The sequence below is a fragment of the Streptomyces sp. NPDC001606 genome (assembly GCF_053596835.1).
The window spans coordinates 1-15,975 of sequence record NZ_JBSFHC010000011.1 but is presented as its reverse complement, the minus strand read 5'-3'; the positions used below and the strand labels follow the sequence as shown (position 1 = coordinate 15,975).

General features: G+C 72.6%; 14 protein-coding genes. 3 read left to right on the top strand and 11 right to left on the bottom strand.

Annotated elements, in window-relative coordinates:
* Positions 1 to 65: 65 nt before the first annotated feature.
* Genes ACWCV9_RS20575 through deoC form a run of 3 tightly spaced genes read right to left on the bottom strand, consistent with a single transcriptional unit; the run spans position 66 to position 3,345 of the window.
* On the bottom strand, positions 66 to 956 hold the full coding sequence (locus ACWCV9_RS20575; RefSeq protein ID WP_450788471.1) for an aldehyde dehydrogenase family protein: 891 nt from the start codon (positions 954 to 956) through the stop codon (positions 66 to 68).
* A complete protein-coding gene (locus tag ACWCV9_RS20570) occupies positions 949 to 2,379 on the bottom strand; it encodes an aldehyde dehydrogenase family protein (RefSeq protein WP_450788469.1) in 1,431 nt (476 codons plus the stop codon). Before ACWCV9_RS20570 ends, ACWCV9_RS20575 begins: the two co-directional genes overlap by 8 nt.
* Before the next feature lie 6 nt (positions 2,380 to 2,385).
* Positions 2,386 to 3,345 carry a deoxyribose-phosphate aldolase gene (deoC, locus tag ACWCV9_RS20565; protein WP_450788753.1) on the bottom strand — a complete coding sequence of 320 codons (960 nt, stop codon included), beginning with the start codon at positions 3,343 to 3,345 and terminating at the stop codon, positions 2,386 to 2,388.
* Between the two features lie 136 nt (positions 3,346 to 3,481).
* Between deoC and ACWCV9_RS20560 the strand changes: the two genes are divergently transcribed.
* A complete protein-coding gene (locus tag ACWCV9_RS20560) occupies positions 3,482 to 4,207 on the top strand; it encodes a PH domain-containing protein (RefSeq protein WP_450788468.1) in 726 nt (241 codons plus the stop codon).
* A 932-nt stretch (positions 4,208 to 5,139) separates the two neighbouring features.
* On the opposite strand, the gene ACWCV9_RS20555 is transcribed toward ACWCV9_RS20560, so the two are convergent.
* From ACWCV9_RS20555 to ACWCV9_RS20545, 3 genes are all read right to left on the bottom strand, one after another.
* Positions 5,140 to 6,771, bottom strand: a complete 1,632-nt coding sequence (locus ACWCV9_RS20555; protein WP_450788466.1) for a phospho-sugar mutase — start codon at positions 6,769 to 6,771, stop codon at positions 5,140 to 5,142.
* A gap of 116 nt (positions 6,772 to 6,887) precedes the next feature.
* Positions 6,888 to 7,712, bottom strand: coding sequence for a purine-nucleoside phosphorylase (locus ACWCV9_RS20550; protein ID WP_385848483.1), 825 nt, complete (start codon positions 7,710 to 7,712; stop codon positions 6,888 to 6,890).
* Between the two features lie 122 nt (positions 7,713 to 7,834).
* Positions 7,835 to 8,272, bottom strand: a complete 438-nt coding sequence (locus tag ACWCV9_RS20545; RefSeq protein WP_450788463.1) for a gamma-glutamylcyclotransferase family protein — start codon at positions 8,270 to 8,272, stop codon at positions 7,835 to 7,837.
* Between the two features lie 115 nt (positions 8,273 to 8,387).
* Between ACWCV9_RS20545 and ACWCV9_RS20540 the strand changes: the two genes are divergently transcribed.
* Positions 8,388 to 9,836 carry an NAD(P)H-quinone dehydrogenase gene (locus ACWCV9_RS20540; RefSeq protein ID WP_450788461.1) on the top strand — a complete coding sequence of 483 codons (1,449 nt, stop codon included), beginning with the start codon at positions 8,388 to 8,390 and terminating at the stop codon, positions 9,834 to 9,836.
* Positions 9,837 to 9,893: 57 nt separating this feature from the next.
* Here ACWCV9_RS20540 and ACWCV9_RS20535 read toward each other — a convergent pair whose 3' ends face one another.
* Positions 9,894 to 11,792, bottom strand: a complete 1,899-nt coding sequence (locus tag ACWCV9_RS20535) for a hypothetical protein (RefSeq protein ID WP_450788460.1) — start codon at positions 11,790 to 11,792, stop codon at positions 9,894 to 9,896.
* A gap of 149 nt (positions 11,793 to 11,941) precedes the next feature.
* A complete protein-coding gene (locus ACWCV9_RS20530; RefSeq protein WP_450788459.1) occupies positions 11,942 to 12,595 on the bottom strand; it encodes a hypothetical protein in 654 nt (217 codons plus the stop codon).
* A 574-nt stretch (positions 12,596 to 13,169) separates the two neighbouring features.
* Here ACWCV9_RS20530 and ACWCV9_RS20525 point away from each other — a divergent pair.
* Positions 13,170 to 14,102 (top strand): DeoR/GlpR family DNA-binding transcription regulator, encoded by a 933-nt coding sequence (locus tag ACWCV9_RS20525; RefSeq protein WP_450788457.1) that lies wholly within the window; start codon positions 13,170 to 13,172, stop codon positions 14,100 to 14,102.
* A 30-nt stretch (positions 14,103 to 14,132) separates the two neighbouring features.
* Here the strand turns inward: ACWCV9_RS20525 and ACWCV9_RS20520 are convergent, their stop codons facing one another.
* The 3 genes from ACWCV9_RS20520 to ACWCV9_RS20510 all read right to left on the bottom strand — a co-directional run.
* Positions 14,133 to 15,068: a hypothetical protein gene (locus ACWCV9_RS20520; protein WP_450788456.1), complete on the bottom strand. Its 936-nt coding sequence runs from the start codon at positions 15,066 to 15,068 to the stop codon at positions 14,133 to 14,135.
* A gap of 14 nt (positions 15,069 to 15,082) precedes the next feature.
* On the bottom strand, positions 15,083 to 15,532 hold the full coding sequence (locus ACWCV9_RS20515) for a hypothetical protein (RefSeq protein ID WP_450788454.1): 450 nt from the start codon (positions 15,530 to 15,532) through the stop codon (positions 15,083 to 15,085).
* Positions 15,533 to 15,615: 83 nt separating this feature from the next.
* A partial coding sequence (locus ACWCV9_RS20510; RefSeq protein WP_450788453.1) for an acetyl-CoA carboxylase biotin carboxyl carrier protein subunit occupies positions 15,616 to 15,975 on the bottom strand: 360 nt, incomplete at its 5' end.

Below are 15,975 nucleotides of genomic sequence, written 5' to 3'. Positions count from 1 at the left end.
AAACGGAAGAGCCGCGCCTTCCCCGGACGGGGGGAAGGCGCGGCTCTCGTCCTGGTGGCCTGCCGTCAGTAGGACGAGCCGGACGCGCCCAGCGAACCCGTGGGGTGCCAGACCGTCTTCGTCTCCAGGAACGCGGTCATCCGCTCGATCCCCGGCGTCTGGGAGTAATCCACATCCTGGGGACGCAGTACGCGCTTGAGGTTGTCGGCCGCCGCGATCTCCAGCTCCTTCGCCAGCTCCTCGTCCGCCCCCGCGAGGTCGATCGCGTTGACGTCCTGGTGCGCGGCCAGCGGCGCCGCGATCTCCGCCGTACGGCCGGACAGGATGTTCACCACACCGCCCGGCACGTCGGAGGTGGCCAGCACCTCGGCCAGGGAGAGCGCCGGCAGCGGGGACTTCTCGCTCGCGACCACCACCGCCGTGTTGCCGGTGGCGATCACGGGCGCGAGCACCGACACCAGGCCCAGGAAGGACGACTCCTGCGGCGCCAGCACGGCGACCACACCGGTCGGCTCCGGGGAGGACAGGTTGAAGAACGGGCCCGCGACCGGGTTGGCGCCGCCGACCACCTGGGCGATCTTGTCGGTCCAGCCCGCGTACCAGACCCAGCGGTCGACGGTCGCGTCCACGACCGCGGCCGCCTTCGACTTCGACAGGCCCTCCGCGTCGGCGACCTCGCGCACGAACTGCTCGCGGCGGCCCTCCAGCATCTCCGCGACGCGGTACAGGACCTGGCCCCGGTTGTAGGCGGTCGCGCCGGACCAGCCGCCGAACGCCTTGCGCGCGGCCACGACGGCGTCCCGGGCGTCCTTACGGCTCGACTGCGGTGCGTTGGCCAGCCAGTTGCCCTTCGAGTCCGTCACCTCGTACACCCGGCCGCTCTCGGAACGCGGGAACTTCCCGCCGACGTACAGCTTGTAGGTCTTGAAGACGCTCAGACGGTTCGGTTCAGACATCGAGGTACGCCTCCAGGCCGTGGCGGCCGCCCTCGCGGCCGAAGCCCGACTCCTTGTAACCGCCGAACGGCGAGGTCGGGTCGAACTTGTTGAACGTGTTGGACCAGATCACGCCCGCGCGGAGCTTGCCCGCGACCGCCAGGATCCGGGAGCCCTTCTCGGTCCAGATGCCCGCCGACAGGCCGTACTGGGTGTTGTTCGCCTTGGCGACCGCCTCGTCCGGGGTGCGGAAGGTGAGCACCGACAGCACCGGGCCGAAGATCTCGTCGCGGGCGATGGTGTGCGCCTGGGTCACGTTGGTGAACACCGTCGGCGCGAACCAGTAGCCGGACGCCGGCAGTTCGCAGGCCGGGGACCAGCGCTCGGCGCCCTCCGCCTCACCCTGGTCGGCGAGCGCGGTGATCCGGGCCAGCTGCTCGGCGGAGTTGATCGCGCCGATGTCGGTGTTCTTGTCCAGCGGGTCGCCGAGCCGGAGGGTGGACAGCCGGCGCTTCAGGGCCTCCAGCAGCTCGTCCTGGACCGACTCCTGGACCAGCAGCCGGCTGCCCGCGCAGCACACCTGGCCCTGGTTGAAGAAGATGCCGGTGACGATGCCCTCCACCGCCTGGTCGATCGGAGCGTCGTCGAAGACGATGTTCGCGCCCTTGCCGCCCAGTTCCAGGGTGAGCTTCTTGCGGGTGCCCGCGACGGTCCGCGCGATCTCCTTGCCGACCGCGGTGGAGCCGGTGAAGGCGACCTTGTCGACGTCGGGGTGCGCGACCAGCGCGGCGCCCGCGTCGCCGTAGCCCGGCAGGATGTTGACGACACCCCTGGGCAGCCCGGCCTGGCGGCAGATGTCCGCGAAGAACAGCGCGGACAGCGGGGTCGTCTCGGCCGGCTTCAGCACGACCGTGTTGCCGGCCGCCAGCGCCGGGGCGATCTTCCAGGCCAGCATCAGCAGCGGGAAGTTCCACGGGATGACCTGGCCCGCGACGCCCAGCGGACGCGGGTTCGCGCCGAAGCCGGCGTGGTCGAGCTTGTCCGCCCAGCCCGCGTAGTAGAAGAAGTGCGCGGCGACCAGGGGAAGGTCGGCGTCGCGGGTCTCCTTGATCGGCTTGCCGTTGTCCAGCGTCTCCAGGACGGCCAGCTCACGGCTGCGCTCCTGGATGATGCGGGCGATGCGGAAGAGGTACTTGGCGCGCTCGGAACCGGGCAGCGCGGACCACTTCTCGAAGGCCTTGCGGGCGGCCCTGACGGCCCGGTCCACGTCCTCGGAGCCGGCCTGGGCGACCTCGGAGAGGACCTCCTCGGTGGACGGCGAGATGCTCTTGAAGACCTTGCCGTCGGCCGCCTCGACGAACTCGCCGTCGATGAACAGGCCGTAGGAGGGGGCGATGTCGACGACCGAGCGGGACTCGGGCGCCGGTGCGTACTCGAAAACCATGATCGATCAGTCCACCGTCACGTAGTCGGGGCCGGAGTAGCGGCCGGTGGCCAGCTTCTGGCGCTGCATCAGCAGGTCGTTCAGCAGCGAGGAGGCGCCGAAGCGGAACCAGTGGTTGTCCAGCCAGTCCGCGCCGACGGTCTCGTTGACCAGGACGAGGAACTTGACGGCGTCCTTGGTGGTGCGGATGCCGCCGGCCGGCTTCACACCGACCTGGATGCCGGTCTGGGCACGGAAGTCGCGTACGGCCTCCAGCATCAGGAGGGTGTTCGCCGGAGTGGCGTTCACCGCCACCTTGCCGGTCGAGGTCTTGATGAAGTCGGCGCCGGCCAGCATGCCGAGCCAGGAGGCGCGGCGGATGTTGTCGTACGTCGACAGCTCGCCGGTCTCGAAGATGACCTTCAGCCGGGCGGCCGGGCCGCAGGCCTCCTTCACGGCGACGATCTCGTCGTACACCTTCAGGTACTTGCCCGCGAGGAACGCGCCCCGGTCGATGACCATGTCGATCTCGTCGGCGCCCGCGGCGACCGCGTCGCGGACGTCGGCGAGCTTCACATCGAGGGCGGCGCGGCCGGCCGGGAAGGCGGTGGCGACCGAGGCGACCTTGACGCCGGAACCGGCGACGGCCTCCTTGGCGGCGGCCACCATGTCGGGGTAGACGCAGACCGCGGCCGTGGCCGGGGTGGTGCGGTCCGTCGGGTCGGGGTGGACCGCCTTGGCGCCGAGCGCCCGGACCTTGCCCGGGGTGTCCGCGCCTTCCAGCGTCGTCAGGTCGACCATCGAGATGGCGAGGTCGATGGCGTACGCCTTCGCGGTGGTCTTGATGGAACGGGTGCCGAGAGACGCGGCCCGCGCCTCCAGGCCGACCGCGTCGACGCCGGGCAGCCCGTGCAGGAAGCGGCGCAGCGTGCTGTCGGACGCGGTGACGTCGGTGAGCGCGTGTGCTGGGGGAGCAGTGGTGGGCATGGTCACCAGACGAGCATATCTACGCGCGTAGCGGCTGTACAGCCCCGGTGCTCGTTCTGCCGGAGTGGATCACGGATGAGCGGTGCCGCCGGGGCGCGTGGGGATACCGGTGATGCTGTCGTGCACAATCGGGGCCATGACGACCCCGGACCACGAGTCACCCGCGCCCCAGCCTTCGGCGCCCGCTGTCAAAGACCGCGTCTACCGCTCGCCCCTGGGCATCGCGGGCGGGGTGCTGCTGCTCGCGGTCGTGGGCTGGCTGGGCATCGACGCGCTGGTCCACGGCCATGGCCGCGCGCCCTGGCTGGCGCTGGCCGCGCTGATCCTGATCGTCCCGCTGGTGATCGCCTTCACCCTCCGCCCGGCCGTCTTCGCCGGCGAGGACCGACTGCGGATCCGCAACCCCTTCCGGCTGATCACCGTGCCCTGGGGCGAGGTGAGCGCACTGCGCTCCGGCTTCTCCAACGAGGTCGTCGCCAAGTCCGGCAAGAAGTACCAGCTGTGGTCCATCCCGGTGTCGCTGCGCGCCCGCAAGAAGGCCGAGGCGCGCACGGCGCGGGCCGCGGCGGACGCGGCCCGGGGCGGCGCCGGCGGAGGCGGGCTGTTCGGCGGCCGTGGCGGCCGCGGACTCGGCGGCTTCGGCTCGCTCGGCGGCCCGGGCGCGGGCGCCGGAGCGGGCGTCCCCAGCGGGCCGACCCGCGCGGAGTTCGACCAGGCCATGGACGACCTGCGCGAACTGCTGGACCGCCGCGGCGAGGCGGAGCAGGCCCAGGGCGAGATCACCGTGCGGTGGGCGTACGAGGTACTGGCGCCGGTGATCGCGGGAGCGGTGCTGCTGGGAATCCTGCTGGCGCTGGGCTGAGGACTCCTCCGGGGAGGGGCGTGGGGGCCCGCCCGGTGGGCGGGGTGGCGCCTGCGTCACGGTGGTGACGTGGGCGCGGTCTTGTTACGGCGGTGAGCAGGCGGCCGTGTGGGGCGCGGGTGGCTGGGTGTCGTCGTGTCGTGTGGCGGGCCGGGCTCGGTCTGCTGGTGGTCGTGGCAGGGGGTGTTCCGTGCGATCGCCGTCTCCGCGGCTGGGAACGGCGCGGTGGCGCTCGTCGGGTGGGGGCGTTTTCGGCGCGGCCTTGGTGGTGTCCGCCTGTGCCGCGGTGGCCGCACGTGGCTTCTGGCGGCTGACGCCGGCCCCGGCGGTCCGGCTGCCCGCACCCCCGTGGGTCTGATTGCGCCGATCCCGGCGCGCCCGCACCCCAGGGGTCCGGCTGCCCCGGCTTCGGGGGTCCGGCTGCCCCGGCTTCGGGGGTTCGGCTGCCCCGGCTTCGGGGGTTCGGTTGCCCCGGCCCGAGGGTTCGGTTGCGCTGGCCCCGGGGGTTCGGTTGCCCCGGCCCGGGGGTTCGGTTGCGCTGGCCCCGGGGGTTCGGTTGCCCCGGCCCGGGGGTTCGGTTGCGCTGGCCCCGGGGGTTCGGCTGTCCCGGCCCGGGGGTTCGGTTGCGCTGGCCCCGGGGGTTCGGTTGCGCTGGCCCCGTGGGTTCGGTTGCCCCGGCCCGGGGGTTCGGCTGACGCCGATCCCGGCGGTCCGGCTGCCCCGGCCTCGGGGGTTCGGCCGCTCCGGCCCCTGGGGGTTCGGCTGCGCCGCTCCCGGCGGTCTGGCTGCTCCGCCCCCGCTGGGACGGGGTGCGGGTGGCAGTAGCAGGCTCCTGCGATGCCCGTAGGGCACCCGGCGGCAGGACGACGACCGCGCCCCGGTCGTCACAGGGTGACGGCCGGGGCGCGGTGGGGATGTGCGGGGGGCCGGGGTCAGATGCCGGCCGCCGTGGAGAGGTCCCGCTTGATTGCGGTCAGGAGGTCCGCCGCGCGGGTGCGGGCTGCCGGGAGGTCGGCGTGGGTGGCCACCGGGACGACGACCTCCAGGTAGCACTTCAGCTTCGGCTCGGTGCCGCTCGGGCGGACGATCACCCGGGCGCCGTCCAGCGTGTAGCGCAGGCCGTCGGTGGGCGGCAGCTTCTCCGTGCCCCGGGTCAGGTCCTCCGCGCGCGTGACGGGCAGCCCGGCCAGCTCGGTCGGCGGCTGCTCGCGCAGGCGGCGCATCGCGTCGGCGATGAGCGAGAGGTCCTGGACGCGGACCGACAGCTGGTCGGTGGCGTGCAGACCGTGCTGCACGGCCAGGTCGTCCAGGAGGTCGAGGAGGGTACGGCCCTCTTCCTTGAGCTGCGAGGCCAGCTCGGTGACGAGGAGCGCCGCGGTGATGCCGTCCTTGTCGCGGACGCCCTCCGGGTCGACGCAGTAGCCGAGGGCCTCCTCGTAGCCGTAGCGCAGGCCGTCCACCCGGGCGATCCACTTGAAGCCGGTGAGGGTCTCCTCGTACGCCAGCCCGGCCTCCTCGGCGATCCGGCCGAGGAGGGAGGAGGAGACGATCGACTCCGCGAAGGTGCCCTGGACGCCGCGGTTCACCAGGTGGGCGGCGAGCAGCGCGCCGACCTCGTCGCCGCGCAGCATCCGCCAGTCGGCGCCGTCCTTGACGGCCACCGCGCAGCGGTCGGCGTCGGGGTCGTTGGCGATCACCAGGTCGGGGTCGGTCGCGCGGGCCCGGGCGAACGCCAGGTCCATCGCGCCCGGCTCCTCCGGGTTGGGGAAGGCGACCGTCGGGAAGTCCGGGTCCGGCTCGGCCTGCTCGGCGACCAGCACCGGCTCGGGGAAGCCGGCCCGGGCGAAGGCGGCGAGGAGGGTGTCCTTGCCGACGCCGTGCATCGCGGTGTAGACCGTGCGGGCGCCGCGCGCGGAGCCGGGGGCCAGGACCGCGTCGGTGCGGGCCAGGTAGGCGTCCAGGACCGCGTCGTCCAGGGTCTCCCAGCCGGAGTCCGGGCGGGGTACGTCGTTCAGCGAGACGATCGCGTCGATCTCGGCGGCGATCTCCGCGTCCGCGGGCGGGACGATCTGGGAGCCGTCGCCGAGGTAGACCTTGTAGCCGTTGTCCCGGGGCGGGTTGTGGCTGGCGGTGACCTCGACGCCCGCGACCGCGCCCAGGTGCCTTATGGCGAAGGCCAGGACCGGGGTGGGCAGCGGGCGGGGGAGTACGGCGGCCCGCAGGCCGGCGCCGGTCATCACGGCGGCGGTGTCGCGGGCGAAGTCGGCGGACTTGTGGCGGGCGTCGTACCCGATGACGACGACTCCGTCGCCCTGGCCGTTCTTCTTCAGGTAGGCGGCGAGACCGGCGGCCGCGCGGATGACGACCGAGCGGTTCATGCGCATCGGACCGGCGCCGAGTTCGCCCCGCAGGCCCGCGGTGCCGAACTGGAGCGTGCCGCTGAAGCGGGCCGACAGCTCGGTCACGTCCCCGGCCTCGATCAGCTTGGCCAGTTCGTCGCGGGTCTCCGCGTCCGGGTCCTCGGCGAGCCATGCCGTGGCCCGGGCGATGAGATCGTCGTGCACCTTGGGATCAACCTCTCCGTGTTTGCCTGCTCCACCGGGGGCTCTGCCCCCGGACCCCCGTCCGCCCACCCTCCCGACGCGGTCGGTGAGGGTGGGCGAGGGCCCTTGCGGGGTGCTTACAGCTTGCCCAGTACCTGGGCCAGCAGCTCGCCCATCCGGGCGGCCGAGTCGCGGCCCGCCTGGAGGACCTCCTCGTGGTTGAGGGGCTCGCCGGTCATACCGGCCGCGAGGTTGGTGACCAGGGAGATGCCCAGCACCTCGGCGCCCGCCTCACGGGCGGCGATGGCCTCCAGCACCGTGGACATGCCGACCAGGTCCGCGCCGATGACGCGGGCCATGCGGATCTCGGCCGGGGTCTCGTAGTGCGGGCCGGGGAACTGCGCGTAGACGCCCTCTTCGAGGCTGGGGTCGATCTCCTTGCACAGGGCGCGCAGGCGCGGCGAGTACAGGTCCGTCAGGTCGACGAAGTTGGCGCCGACGATGGGGGAGGTCGCCGTCAGGTTGATGTGGTCGCTGATCAGCACCGGCTGGCCGGGGCGCATGCCCTCGCGCAGACCGCCGCAGCCGTTGGTCAGCACGATCGTCTTGCAGCCGGCGGCCACGGCGGTGCGCACACCGTGCGCGACGGCGGCGACGCCACGGCCCTCGTAGTAGTGGGTGCGGCCGAGGAAGACGAGGGCGCGCTTGTCACCGAAGGTGTACGAGCGGATCTTGCCGCCGTGCCCCTCGACGGCCGGCGGCGGGAAGCCGGGCAGCTCGGTGACCTGGAACTCGGCGTCGGGGGCGCCCAGCGCGTCGACGGCCGGAGCCCAGCCGGAGCCCATCACGAGGGCGACGTCGTGGGTCTCGGCGCCGGTGAGTTCGCGCAGGCGTGCGGCGGCGGCGTCGGCGGCGGCGTACGGGTCGCCCTGGATGTCGTCCGGAAGAAGAGATGCGTTCACGACGACGAGGGTAGCCGGTATTCGCCTACGCGCGTAGATGACGTAGGCCACGGGATTGGCTTCGTTGTCTTGTCGTTTTCCACAAGGGCGGGCGAAGAGGGAGGAAACGCGCGGGGGCCGGCTCAGCAGGGGCGCTTGCGGAGTTCCATCACATAGTCGTGAGGAGCGCCCGCGGACTCCGCGGCGTCGGCGATCTCGCCCAGGTAGCGGGCGGAGGGAAGACCGCCCTCGTAGCCGTTCAGGACGTACGCCCAGGCCTGCTCGTCCCCGTCCAGGGTGTGCACGCGCACCCGGACCCGGCGGTAGACGCCGAGGCCGACGCCCTCCCAGCGGTCCAGCGACTCCTCGTCCGGCGGGGCGATGTCGTACAGGCCCACGAAGACCTGCGCGAGCGGGTCCTCGACGATCGTCGCCAGCGCACCCTCCCAGCCGAGCTGCTCGCCGCCGAAGGTCAGCCGCCAGCCGTCCAGCCAGCCGGTGGCGCGCAGCGGGGAGTGCGGGGCGCGGCGGGACATCAGACGCGCGTCGAGGTTGCCGGCGTACGCGGCATAGAGCGACATGGAGAGAGGGTACGGCAGCGAAAACGTTCCCTTTCACGCCCCGGCGACGGCGCCGCGGCAGCTGTGAAGGGGGCTTTCCTCCCCCGGGCAGTAGCACCTTGAAGGGTGCGGGACAATGGGATACGTGACTCGGATCGTGATCATCGGTGGCGGACCCGGCGGATACGAAGCGGCGCTGGTGGCCGCTCAGCTCGGGGCGGAGGTGACCGTCGTCGACTGCGACGGTCTGGGCGGAGCGTCGGTGCTGACCGACTGCGTGCCGTCGAAGACCCTTATCGCTACGGCCGAGGTGATGACCACCTTCGACTCCTCCTACGAGGAGCTGGGGATCATCGTCGCCGACGACACCCCGCCGCTGGAGCAGGCGGCCCGGGTGGTCGGGGTGGACCTCGGGAAGGTCAACCGGCGGGTGAAGCGGCTCGCGCTCGCGCAGTCGCACGACATCACGGCGTCCGTGACGCGCGCCGGCGCCCGGGTCATGCGCGGCCGCGGCCGGCTGGAGGGCATGCAGGCCCTCGACGGCTCCCGGAAGGTCGTCGTCACCTCCGCCGACGGCACCGAGGAGACCCTCACCGCCGACGCCGTCCTCCTCGCCACCGGCGGTCACCCCCGCGAGCTGCCCGACGCCCAGCCGGACGGCGAGCGCATCCTCAACTGGACCCAGGTCTACGACCTCACCGAGCTGCCGGAAGAGCTGATCGTCGTCGGCTCCGGTGTGACCGGTGCCGAGTTCGCCGGCGCCTACCAGGCGCTGGGCTCCAAGGTCACGCTCGTGTCGTCCCGCGACCGCGTGCTGCCCGGCGAGGACCCCGACGCCGCCGCCGTGCTGGAGGACGTCTTCCGGCGCCGCGGCATGAACGTGATGGCCCGCTCCCGCGCGCAGTCCGCCAAGCGCGTCGGCGACCGGGTGGAGGTCACCCTCGCCGACGGGCGCGTCATCAGCGGTACGCACTGCCTGATGGCCGTCGGCGCCATCCCCAACAGCGCCGGGCTCGGGCTGGAGGAGGCCGGGGTCAAGGTGCGCGAGTCCGGGCACATCTGGACCGACAAGGTGTCGCGCACCACCGCCCCGGGCGTGTACGCCGCCGGTGACGTGACCGGCGTCTTCGCCCTCGCGTCCGTCGCCGCGATGCAGGGCCGTATCGCCATGTACCACTTCCTCGGCGACGCCGTGGCCCCGCTGAACCTGAAGACCGTGTCCTCGAACGTCTTCACCGACCCCGAGATCGCGACCGTCGGGTACAGCCAGGCCGACGTGGACGCCGGCAAGATCGACGCCCGGGCCGTCAAGCTGCCGCTGCTGCGCAACCCGCGCGCCAAGATGCAGGGCATCCGGGACGGCTTCGTGAAGATCTTCTGCCGGCCCGGCACCGGGATCGTCGTCGGCGGTGTGGTCGTCGCGCCCCGCGCCTCCGAGCTGATCCACCCCATCTCCATCGCCGTCGACAACAACCTGACGGTCGAGCAGATCGCCAACGCGTTCACCGTCTACCCCTCCCTCTCCGGCTCGATCGCGGAGGTGGCGCGCCAGCTGCACACCCGCAAGGCGGGCGCCGAGGCCTGACGCCCCGACACCCCCTGGTGCCGCGCACCAGGGGGTGTGCCGTACCGGAAGCGGGGCTCACTCCGCTACGACATACAGGTTCAGATCCCTGGTCAGCGCGGCGGTGCCCGCCATGGCCTCCTTCCAGGCGTCGCCCTTGAGCGACTGGTAGTGCGGCTCCATGAGTTCGCGGTACGTGTCGAAGCCGGCCCGCGCCTCCGCCAGTCCGCTCAACAGGCGCTGCCGCGCCTTGTCGGCCTCCGAGACGGGGGTGTCGGTCGGCTTCATCAGCACCTTCTCGCGCAGCCAGTCGTTGTTGCTGGCCGGGGTGTTGGGCAGTTCCGTCTCCGGGATCTCCCGGCCCTCCTCGTCGAGGCGGGGGAAGGGTCGGCCGGCCCGGGAGGCCCGGACCACCGCCATCAGCTGCCGGATGCCCCAGGCGTTGGTGATCATCTTGTCGAGCACCACCGAGGCCTGCCCACGGAAGGCGGCCGACCCCCGGTCCACGCCCAGACCGCCGAGCGCCAGCAGCGGCACCACCGCGCGCGCCGCCACCTCGTCACAGTGCGGGCCGCTCTCCCCCCTGTCCACCTCCGCCAGCGCATGGTGCTCCAGCAGGGCCAGGTCCGCCTCCTCCGGCCGGGGCTCCAGCGTCCACTCGCCGCCGGCCCGCTTCCACAGCGCGTGCACCGCCGCGTTGCGGGCCCGCTCCAGCAACTGGGCGTCCTGCCCGGAGAACGAGCGCAGGGCCAGCTCGATCGCGTACGGCGAGCGGTTCTTGGCGGAGAACGACCGGGCGCCCAGCACCTCGTTGATGACCCTGCGTTCGGCCGCGGCGGGCGTGGTCAGCAGCCTGATCACCCAGGCGCACCGCTCGTCCCGGTGCGGCCCGAAGCCCAGCTTGCCGGCCACGGCCGCGAGGTTCTCCCGGCCCAGCGCGAAGACCAGTTCGTCGGCGCTGATCAGGCCGTAGTCGGCCAGCGTGTTGACCGCGCGCTCGGCGAGCAGTGTCTTCTGCGCCTCGGCCGAGAACGCCTTCGGCTCGATGTTCTGCGCGCCGAGCGCCAGGTTGAGCGTGCTCACATAGCTGGACCTGCTGTTCCGCTGCTGCGGGATGGCCTGGTCCGACCAGCCCCAGCCGACGATGAGGTCGGCCTCGGCGGTCAGCGCGTTCACCCTCGCCTCGATGGACCGCAGCTCCTCGGGGCGGTACTCCTCGGTGTCCGCCAGCGCGGTCGTCTCCTTCGCCAGCCGGCGCACCAGCTTGCCGAGCCAGCGCCGCTGCTCCAGCGGATCCATGGCCAGGATCGCCGACTCCTTCAGCCCCAGCAGGGAGTGGGCCGAGGCGGTCCGGGACGAGCCGTCCACCACACCGACGGCCTGGCGCGGGGTCCCGTCCGTGAACCGGAACTCGACATGACCGGCCAGCAGCGGCATCAGCACACCGTTGGCCGCGATGTCGTCCCGCCAGTTGTTGTTGTTCAGGACGTAGTCGGCGTTGGCGTCGAGGGCGCTCGCGACCGCGGCCCGGGTACCCCGGTAGATCAGCGAGGGCGCGTCCGGCGCGGACTCGGGCGCGGGCAGCGCCAGCCGCGGCGACCCCTTCTCGCCCACCGCCGGGTCGGACAGATAGGTCTGGCCCACGACGAACCGCCCGTTGGTCGCGTCCACCAGCAGCAGCGGCGTCCACACCGTGGTGCGCAGCACATGGAGCACCCGGTTGCCGCGCACCCGGTGGGTACGGATCTGCGCTCCGCGGACCTTGCGCGGGTCCACCACACAGGAGAGCAGTTCGGTCGCCGTCTCCGGGGAGTGCCCGGTGTCCACCGTCGCGTCCTGGACGAGCCGTTCGGCCGTGGCCTCCACCGATCTGCGGTCCCTGACCACCAGCGCGGCGACGCGCTCCTGGAGGACGTCGAGCCGCTCGGCGTAGTCCTCGTCTGCCAGCGTTTCTTGCTGTATGTCCAGTTCACCCATGCGTGGTGCCCCTTCTGCTTGACCGCGTCCCACCGGGGAGGCAGAGTGGAATGGCCGGGGCCAGGAGGCTCCGGAAGTGAGGCCAGGTCATCCGCCGGACGACGGACACCTGGCCTTCGCGCTGCTCAGGGCCGCCGCTCGGGGCAGCGTCACCGGCCATGCGGCCATGCGGCCGAGCACGGGTCGTGCGCCGCGCCGCACTGCCCGCAGCCGAGCACCGACGTCTTCGCCCCGGCCGACAGCGCCGACCAGTGCGCCGGGTCGCCGTCCAGTGCCGTGCCGAAGGCGCCCACGGCGATGTCCGCGCTCCACAGCGCCGGTTCCTCGGGGCCGGGCAGGTGCTCCACGCGCAGCGCGGAGGGGAGGACCCCGGCGCGGCGCAGTCCGTGCAGCCCGGAGGTGTCCGACCGGTCCCGCACCGAACCGCGGGACTCCAGGACGACCCGCGTCACCCCGCGCTCCGCCACGGCCGCGAGCAGGATCTCCAGGGCCTTGCGCCGGGCGCGCTCCTGACGGCGGTTCTCCATCCGGCAGGCGGTGGCGACCACGATCTCCGGGGCACTGGCCGTCACCTGCGCGGTGAGGGTACGGCGCCTCGCCCGCGACTCGCTGCGCCAGTGCAGCTTGCGCTGGCCGGGCAGGAGTGCGGAGAGCAGCGTCTCGCGTACGGGGGCCAGGGCGCGGGCGGGCAGGACCACGGCGGCCATCAGGTAGACGCCGCCCGCCGAGCGGCAGCGCAGGGACTCGTCGCAGAACGCCGTCGGTTCGTCCCCGTCGTCGGGGCGGAACGGTGCCGCGTGCACGTGCTCGACCTCCTCGGGCCGCATGAGGGCGCACAGCGCTCATACGTGCCGGTGGGCGAGGCCCGGGCGCCGCTCGGGGGCATCCCTGAGAGCCCGTCGGGGGCACACCGCGCGGCCACAGCACCCCGTAGCTGTCGGTCGGTCGATGTTCGCAGGGTGGGGACGCGACGGCGGTTGCCGCGCACGTGGTGCCGGCGAGGCGATCGCGTTCCCGGTGCTCACGAGAAGACGTGGGCCGCTGGTTCGGATGGTGACCAGTAGGGTACGAGTACGGACTGTCCGTCAGCAAACGGTTCTTGACGATTGATCAGCTCGTTCCGATCCCTGCGGGTCAGGGGTGGTCCCGTGGCGCCCGGCTTCGATCGGGAGCGCCGCCGGCGGCCTGTGGGCGAGCGGGGCGGGGCCGGGCGGCCGGTTCCGGGTTCCCGCTGGTCACGGGGAGTTGCCGCGCATGCGGGCGGCATAGTCGGGGTGGATAGGCCCTATACCACTTCCCACCCTGTCGCACGAACAACTTCTGTTATTCGGCGCAAACTGCTGAAAGCAGACGGTCGCTGGGGTTACTGTCAGTTTCGTGTTCGCTGCTGAACGTCGCCAATTGATCCTCGAAATGGTGCGAGCGAACGGTGCGGTGTCGCTCCGTGAACTCGCCCGCGTCGTCCAGACCTCCGAAGTGACCGTACGGCGGGACGTGCGGGCACTGGAGGCAGAAGGACTCCTCGACCGCCGGCACGGCGGTGCGGTACTGCCGGGTGGCTTCACCCGCGAGTCGGGCTTCCCGCAGAAGTCCCATCTCGCGACCGCCGAGAAGACGGCCATCGCCGACCTCGCGGCGGGCCTCGTCGAAGAGGGCGAGGCCATCGTCGTCGGGGCGGGTACGACCACACAGGAGCTGGCCCGCCGGCTCGCGCGGGTCCCCGGCCTGACCGTCGTCACCAACTCCCTCCTCGTCGCACAGGCCCTGGCCCATGCCAACCGGGTGGAGGTCGTGATGACCGGTGGCACCCTGCGCGGCTCCAACTACGCCCTGGTCGGCTCCGGCGCCGAACAGTCCCTCCAGGGGCTGAGAGTGTCCAAGGCCTTCCTCTCCGGGAGCGGGCTCACCGCCGAACGCGGGCTGTCCACCTCCAACATGCTCTCGGCATCCGTCGACCGGGCCCTCGTCCAGGCCGCCGCGGAGGTCGTGGTCCTCGCCGACCACACCAAGCTGGGCACGGACACCATGTTCCAGACCGTGCCGACGGACCTCATCACCCGGCTGGTCACCGACGAGCCGCCCGGCCATGACGACCGCGCCGGCACCGAGTTGCAGGCCCTCGCCGATCAGGGGGTGCAGATCGCCGTGGCCGGGGCGGGCGGAGTCCCTTCGGGGGGTGAGCAGGCCCCGGCGCGACGCGCGTCCCTGCCGGGGCCGCGGCGGGGCGTGCCCGGAGGCGGGCTGCGCGGAGTACTGGGCGAACAGCCGGCCGGCGAGCGGGGACGCGTCGCCGACCTGCGGCGCCGCTGAGGCCGCCCGCCGCCCGCCCGGCCGCGGGGCTCAGGGCGCGGCGGGGGGCTCGGGAGGCCTGACCCGGTAGGGGGCGAAGGCGGTGGCCGCTGCCGGGGCATAGGGCCTGCGGGACATGCGGGTCACCAGCTGCCACATGGCGCGCTCCTGCTCCAGATCGCCCGGCAGCACCAGACCGAGCGCCTCGGCCAGCGGCTTGCGGCCCAGGTTGACCAGGGCGCGCATCGCCGCCGCCCACTCGTCGGTGGCGGCCACCGCCGCGTGGTACCACAGGGGCATCAGCAGGATCAGTACGACACCCGTGACCACCAGCACCGGGCGGTCGGCCCGCCCGGACGCCAGCGCGGCGCACGCCGCGCCGGCCACCGCCGCATGGCCGTACAGCAGGGCCACGAAGAAGTCCACGCTCGTGCGGGCGGTGTCGTGCTGCCTGCGGGCCCACTCCGGGGCGGCACTCATCAGCTCGTTCCACAGCACCTGGGTGTCGAGCCGGTAGCGGTCGTGGCCGTACTCCTCGAAGCGGCGGATGGCGTTGCCGAGCCGGGTCGGGGCGATCTGCTCGTCGCTGACCGGATAGCGGCTCAGCTTCTCGGCGAGCAGACCCCGCCGGATGGTCGAGCCCGCCGGGATGCCCGCCAGCCGCTCGGCCGTACGCCGCCGACGGGCCAGCTGGGTCCGGCAGCCGCGCTCGTACGCCGCCGGCGGCCACAGCGCATAGCCCTCCAGGAGGCGGTACAGGGGCGTCTGGAGGGCGTTGAGCACCAGGCCGAGCAGCACGGCCGCGACGAGGAGCAGCAGTGCCGTACGGCCCCCTGTCGCGGGCCAGTGCCCGGACAGGAACGCGGGGCGGTGCAGGCTGGGGGCGACCGCCAGCAGGAACACGGACAGGTTCAGCGCGGTCGGCAGGACCCAGCCGACGAGCAGCGTCCAGCCGCCCCCCAGGGCCCCCTTGGCGATGTCTCCCACCGGCTACCGCTCCCTCACTCCCGGTCCCAGTCGTCATCGGGGTCGAGGACGGGACCGGGGGAGGTGTGGCGCGCGGGACCCATGTAGTGGGTCCCGCCGGTGACCTGGATGCCCGTTACCGGGCCCGGTTCCGGTGCAGCGGTCAGCTCGCTGACCAGACGCGCGAGCGTGTCCCGGTCGGCCGCTTGGCCGGTGAGTTCGACGCTCCGTCGCATCCGGGGCGTTTCCACGGCGAGGGTGAGGGCGGGGGCGTTCGGACCTCGCTCGTTCAGCCAGGCCATCAGCACTTGCGCGTACCGGACGAGCGCCTCGGCCCGGGGGCCCCTGAACCGCATGACCCCGCCGTCCGGGCCGTCGATCAGCTCCAGCGCCGATTCCCAGGCCGGCTCCTCATGCCTCAGCCAGGTGCGCAGCTCGGCGGCTCGGCCCGGCTCCGCGAAGGTGACGGTGAAGACGAAATCCACCCGGCCAGCTTAGGGAACGGCAAAGCGAGTTGGCCCCCGGTGTGACGACACCGGGGGCCAACTCACGCTTCTACTGCGGTTGTTCAGTCCTTGATCTCGCAGATCGCGGCGCCGGAGGTGATGGAGGCGCCGATCTCGGCGGACAGGCCCTTGATGGTGCCGGCCTTGTGCGCGTTGAGGGGCTGTTCCATCTTCATGGCTTCCAGGACGACGATCAGGTCGCCTTCCTTGACCTCCTGGCCCTCCTCGACGGCGACCTTGACGATGGTGCCCTGCATCGGGGAGGCGAGGGTGTCACCGGAGGCGACGGGGCCGGACTTCTTCGCGGCCCGCCGCTTGGGCTTGGCACCGGCCGCGAGACCGGTACGGGCCAGCGACATGCCCAGCGAGGAGGGCAGGGAGACCTCCAGGCGCTTGCCGCCGACCTCGACCACGACCGTCTC

Excerpts from the sequence above, each read along its gene's own strand:
- ACWCV9_RS20575 (WP_450788471.1), bottom strand. The coding sequence starts at position 956 with ATGTCTGAACCGAACCGTCTGAGCGTCTTCAAGACCTACAAGCTGTAC.
- ACWCV9_RS20570 (WP_450788469.1), bottom strand. The coding sequence starts at position 2,379 with ATGGTTTTCGAGTACGCACCGGCGCCCGAGTCCCGCTCGGTCGTCGAC.
- deoC (WP_450788753.1), bottom strand. The coding sequence starts at position 3,345 with ATGCCCACCACTGCTCCCCCAGCACACGCGCTCACCGACGTCACCGCG.
- ACWCV9_RS20560 (WP_450788468.1), top strand. The coding sequence starts at position 3,482 with ATGACGACCCCGGACCACGAGTCACCCGCGCCCCAGCCTTCGGCGCCC.
- ACWCV9_RS20545 (WP_450788463.1), bottom strand. The coding sequence starts at position 8,272 with ATGTCGCTCTATGCCGCGTACGCCGGCAACCTCGACGCGCGTCTGATG.
- ACWCV9_RS20540 (WP_450788461.1), top strand. The coding sequence starts at position 8,388 with ATGGGATACGTGACTCGGATCGTGATCATCGGTGGCGGACCCGGCGGA.
- ACWCV9_RS20535 (WP_450788460.1), bottom strand. The coding sequence starts at position 11,792 with ATGGGTGAACTGGACATACAGCAAGAAACGCTGGCAGACGAGGACTAC.